5 protein-coding genes are annotated in these 4,923 nt (G+C 68.7%); all 5 read left to right on the top strand.

All coding sequences use genetic code 11. The annotated features are described in order from the left end of the window. The coding region (locus tag BN11_RS11285) for a Gfo/Idh/MocA family protein (protein WP_053084079.1) at nt 1–653 on the top strand (653 nt) is incomplete at its 5' end. Then, nucleotides 650–1,615: an SDR family oxidoreductase gene (locus BN11_RS11280; protein WP_048697712.1), complete on the top strand. Its 966-nt coding sequence runs from the start codon at nt 650–652 to the stop codon at nt 1,613–1,615. The genes BN11_RS11285 and BN11_RS11280, both read left to right, overlap by 4 nt. 16 nt (nt 1,616–1,631) lie before the next feature. Next, nucleotides 1,632–2,813 (top strand): Gfo/Idh/MocA family protein, encoded by a 1,182-nt coding sequence (locus BN11_RS11275; protein ID WP_201329254.1) that lies wholly within the window; start codon nt 1,632–1,634, stop codon nt 2,811–2,813. A 167-nt stretch (nt 2,814–2,980) separates the two neighbouring features. After that, nucleotides 2,981–4,009, top strand: coding sequence for a Gfo/Idh/MocA family protein (locus tag BN11_RS11270; protein ID WP_048697705.1), 1,029 nt, complete (start codon nt 2,981–2,983; stop codon nt 4,007–4,009). A 4-nt stretch (nt 4,010–4,013) separates the two neighbouring features. Beyond that, nucleotides 4,014–4,923 (top strand): 5-dehydro-2-deoxygluconokinase (gene iolC / locus BN11_RS11265; RefSeq protein WP_048701289.1); only part of this gene is annotated, 910 nt, incomplete at its 3' end.

The following is a 4,923-nucleotide window of genomic DNA, read 5'->3' as shown; positions in this document are numbered from 1 at the left end:
CCCGCCGCCCCGCCCCGGCCCACGCGGCGGTCGCCGCCGCCGTGCGCACGGGCCAGATCGGCGAGCTGCACCTGGTGCGCATCACCAGCCGCGACCCCGCGCCCCCGCCGCCCGAGTATGTCGCCGTCAGCGGCGGCATCTTCCTCGACATGATGATCCACGACTTCGACATGGCCCGCTATGTCGTCGGCTCCGAGGTCGTCGAGGTCTACGCCCGCGGCGCCGTGCGGGTCGACCCGCGCATCGGTGACGCCGGTGATGTGGACACCGCTGTCGTGGTGCTGACCCACGAGGACGGCACGATCACCACGATCGACAACAGCCGCGAAGCCGTCTACGGCTACGACCAGCGGGTCGAGGCCTTCGGCTCCGGCGGTATGGCGCTCTCGGACAACCCCCTTCGACACGCCGCGTGGGTGCGCACCCCGGACACGACGGCCGCGGAGCCGCTGCCGTGGTTCTTCCTCGACCGGTATCTGCCGTCCTACCGCCTCGAGTGGGCCGCCTTCGCCGACTATGTCCGTGACGGTGGCGCCTCTCCTGTGGGCACCACCGACGGCCGCGAGCCGGTGCGCATCGGCATCGCCGCGACCCGGTCGCTCAAAGAGGGGCGTCCCGTTCGTCTCGACGAGATCTCGTCGGACCCGGCATGAGCCACCGGGTATTGCTCACCGGCGGAACGGGTTTCGTCGGCGGCAATGTCGCTTCCGTGCTCGCCGGCCGCGGGGCGGACGTGCTCTGTGCCGTCCGGCGCGATCCGGGCCCGGACTTCCCGTGGGCCTGGCGACTGACCGACCTCGCCGACCCCGGCGACATCGCGGCTGCCCTTGCCGACCACGAGAGCACTGCGGTGTTGCACCTGGCGATCGACAACGATCTGCAGGGCCTTTACCGGGACCGCAAGGCCGGGTTCGACGCCTACGTCGGGATGACCCGTCGCCTCGTGGATGCGTGCAACGCGGCAGGTGCTCGGTTCGGCTACCTCTCCACCGACTGGGTGTTCGACGGCTCTGGCCACAATGTCGACGAGGACGAGCCCGTCAATCCGCTCAACCTCTACGGCCTCTACAAGGCATTGTCCGAGCAGGTCGTGATCGACCGGGCAGATCACGGGTTCGTCGCGCGCGTCGGTGGCGTGCAGGGCCGCCACCTCACGCAGCCCTCGGCACCGCGTGCGCAAGATTGCGGTTTCGGCTATTTCGTTCTCTCCCTAGTCGATTCCCTGTCGGCCGGTCAGCAGTTCTCGGTCTGGCAGGACCCGGCGATCAACAATGTCGCCTCCCCCGTGACCGCTGCCGAGATCGGCGCGCGGCTGTTGCTCGCCCTCGACCGCGAGGCCGACGGCATCCTGCACGTGGTGGGCGCGGACGCGGTGACCCGGCTCGAGCTGGCGCAGGCTGCGGCCGAGGTCTTCGACCTCGACGCATCCCTGATCACGACGAGCCCCGTGCCCGAGGGGCAGATGCTGCCCGCGCCGATGCCGGCGGACACCAGCTTGGCGACCCCACGCACCGACGAGGTGCTCGGGGTCAAGCCCTACGGCATACGAGACCAGCTGCGGGCGCTCCGCAGCGAGGCCGAGACCGGCCTCCCCCAACCCCTGACTCCCGCTTGAGCAGAACGGAACAGCCATGGCACGAATGGATTCGACCGGACGACGCACGATCGGCGTCGGTGTCATCGGGGCCGGCTGGCTCGGCGACGTCCACGCGCGCGCCTGGGCTCGGCTGCGCCACCACTACGCTGACCTCGGGGTGACGCCGGTCTTCGTGGCCGTTGCCGACAGCGTGCCTGCCGCACGCGAAGCGGCAGTGAGCAAACACGGGTTCGCCACGGCATACGACGACTGGCGCGACCTGCTCGCCGACCCGGCGGTCGAGGCCGTCAGCGTCACCGCCCCCAACGCCCTCCATCAGGAGATCGGTGTCGCCGTCGCGCAGGCCGGCAAACACCTGTGGATCGAGAAGCCCGTCGGCATCTCCGCGGCCGACGCCCAAGCCGTCGCCGACGCCGTCGCCGACGCTGGGGTGCAGGGCACGGTGGGGTTCAACTACCGCGCCATCCCCGCCATGGCGAAGCTGCGCGACCTTGTGGCCGAGGGCGCGATCGGCGCTCCGACGCACGCCCGCGTCCGGCTGCTCACCGACTATGCCGCGCACCCACTCGGCACGTTGACCTGGCGCTACTCCCTGGCCTCGGGTGGTCATGGAGTGCTCGGCGACTTGGCCTCGCACGCCGTGGACCTGACGCGCTACGTGCTGGGCGACATCGAGTCGCTCGTCGCCCAGACCGCCATCTTCATCGCGCAGCGGCCGACGATCGTGCCCGGTGCCATGACCTACGGGCATGGCCTCGGCGATCCCGACGCACCCAAGGGGCAGGTCGAGAACGAGGACTATGTCCAGGCGATGATGCGTATGCAGTCCGGCGTGCTCGTCGCCCTGGAGTCGAGCCGGGTGGCCGTCGGCGAGCAGAACAACTACGGCATCGAGGTGCACGGGTCACAAGGGCTGGTGGAGTGGGACTTCCGCGCGCCCGGCGAGCTGCGCCTGTCCACGGGCACCAACTACGCCGACCAGCCCAGCACCCGCCTGCTCGTCGGCCCTGGTGCCGGGGACCACGGCCGCTTCCAGCCCGGTTCTAGCATCCCCACGAGCTATGACGACACGAAGGTCATCGAGCTGGCAGGCTTCGTCCGGTCGATCCTGAGCGGTCAGCCGGAGGGTCCGGTGCTCGGCGATGCGGTGGCCTCCGCGCACGCCCTCGATGCCATGGTCAACTCGGCTGCTGGTGCCGGCTGGGTGACTCTTTAGCCACGAGAAGTGCGAGGCTGGCACCTCGCCACGACATGACGATGGCAACATATGAGAATGTCCTGACAAATTCTTGACATGGCTGAGCCTGCCGGGGATGCTGTGGTCGTGCCCACGCGGACGGCCGCGAGGAGCACACGGACAATCGATGGCGATAGGACGGTGGCATGAAGCTCGCGGTTGCCGGAGTCGGGCGCATCGGCGCCTTTCATGCACGCACCCTCAAGGATGTTGCTGGCGTCGACACAATCGTGGTCGCCGATCTCAATCACGAGGCCGCCTCGTCGGTCGCTGCTGAGATCGGTGCCGAGGTGGTCGCGGACCCTCTCGACCTCGTGCATCAGGGGATCGACGGCCTGGTCATCGCCACGGCAACCGACGGTCATGCTCCGTTGCTGCGGGCCGCTCTCACGGCGGGGATCCCGGTCTTCTGCGAGAAGCCGGTCGCGGGCACTCTCGGGGAGACCATCGAGCTTGCCGAACTCGAGGCCAAGACCGGCACCTTGGCGCACATCGGCTTCCAGCGCCGCTTCGATGCGGCCTATCGGCGCGCGCGGGCCGCAGTGACCAGCGGAGAGATCGGGACCATCCACGCCATCCGCGCGACGACCCACGACCAGGCGCCGCCTCCTCGGGCATACGTAAAGGTCAGCGGCGGGATCTTCCACGACTGCAATATCCACGACTTCGACATCATCCGCTTTGTCAGCGGCGCTGAGCCGACCACCGTCTATGCCACGGGCGCCAACAAGGGCGACCCGATGTTCACCGAGGAGGGCGACGTCGACACCGCGGCGGCGATCATCACCCTGGACGACGGCACCCTCGTCACGGTGACGGCCACGCGCTACAACGGTGCCGGGCACGACGTGCGGATGGAGGTCACCGGCTCCGGCGGTGCCGTCGCCGTGGGACTCGACGACTCGCTGGCACTGCGCTCGCTGGAGGACGGTGTCCAGTTCCCCGCCGGCCCGCAGTGCTGGTCCTTCTTCGAGCGCTTCCACGACGCCTATCTGGCCGAGCTGAGCGCCTTCGCCGGCCTGGTCGCCACCACGTCACCCAGCCCGTGCACAGTCCGGGATGCTCTCGAAGCCAGCCGGATCGCCCACGCCTGCGACCTGTCCCGCGCCCAGGCTCGGCTCGTGCACATGAGTGAGATTCCCGGCCTCGACGCGCCCATTGCGGATGGAACCTGACGTCATGACAGACGGTCTGACGTTCGACGTGATCTCGTTGGGGCGCAGCGGCGTAGACATCTACCCACTCGACCACGGCGTGGGGCTGGAGGATGTCAGCACCTTCCGCAAGTTCCTCGGCGGCAGCGCGACCAATGTCGCCGTGGCCGCCGCACGGCATGGGCATCACGTTGCGCTCGTGACCAAGGTGGGCAACGACCCCTTCGGCCGGTTCGTCCACGCGGAGAGCGCGCGACTCGGCATCGACCCGCAGTTCATCTCGACGATCGATGGCGACGGGCCACCCACCCCGGTCACCTTCTGCGAGATCTTTCCGCCCGACAATTTCCCGCTCTACTTCTATCGCTATCCGGCCGCGCCGGATCTGTTGCTGACCGAGGTGGATCTGCCGCTGGATGAGATCGCGAGTGCTCCGGTCTTCTGGGCAACTGTGACGGGTCTGTCCCAAGAGCCCTCTCGGGCAACGCATTTCGCGGCGTGGCAGCGCAGGGGACGACGCAGCCATACGGTCCTCGACCTCGACTATCGTCCGATGTTCTGGGACGACCCGGCACAGGCGAGCACGCAAGTGGCGCGTGCGCTGGAGCACGTGAGCGTGGCTGTCGGCAATGCCGAAGAATGCTTTGTCGCGGTGGGAGAACGCGATCCGCAGCGCGCTGCCGATGCACTGCTCGAGCGGGGCCTCGACCTCGCCATCGTCAAACAGGGGCCCAAAGGTGTGCTTGCGGCCACTGCCGAGGAGCGCATCGAAGTGGCTCCGCACTGGGTCGAGGTCGTCAACGGACTCGGTGCAGGTGACGCGTTCGGCGGTGGCCTCATCCACGGACTGCTCTCCGGTTGGGACCTGCGCCGGACCGTCGAGTTCGCCAATGTGGCGGGTGCCATCGTCGCCTCGCGACTGGAGTGCTCGACCG

This window comes from Nostocoides australiense Ben110, assembly GCF_001050535.1.
GTDB lineage: Bacteria > Actinomycetota > Actinomycetes > Actinomycetales > Dermatophilaceae > Nostocoides_A > Nostocoides_A australiense.
The sequence above is the reverse complement of the archived record's forward strand: the minus strand, read 5'-3'. Positions and strand labels throughout refer to the sequence as shown.

Bases quoted from the DNA above. Each gene is read 5' to 3' on its own strand.
- BN11_RS11280 (WP_048697712.1), top strand. From the start codon at position 650: ATGAGCCACCGGGTATTGCTCACCGGCGGAACGGGTTTCGTCGGCGGC.
- BN11_RS11275 (WP_201329254.1), top strand. From the start codon at position 1,632: ATGGCACGAATGGATTCGACCGGACGACGCACGATCGGCGTCGGTGTC.
- BN11_RS11270 (WP_048697705.1), top strand. From the start codon at position 2,981: ATGAAGCTCGCGGTTGCCGGAGTCGGGCGCATCGGCGCCTTTCATGCA.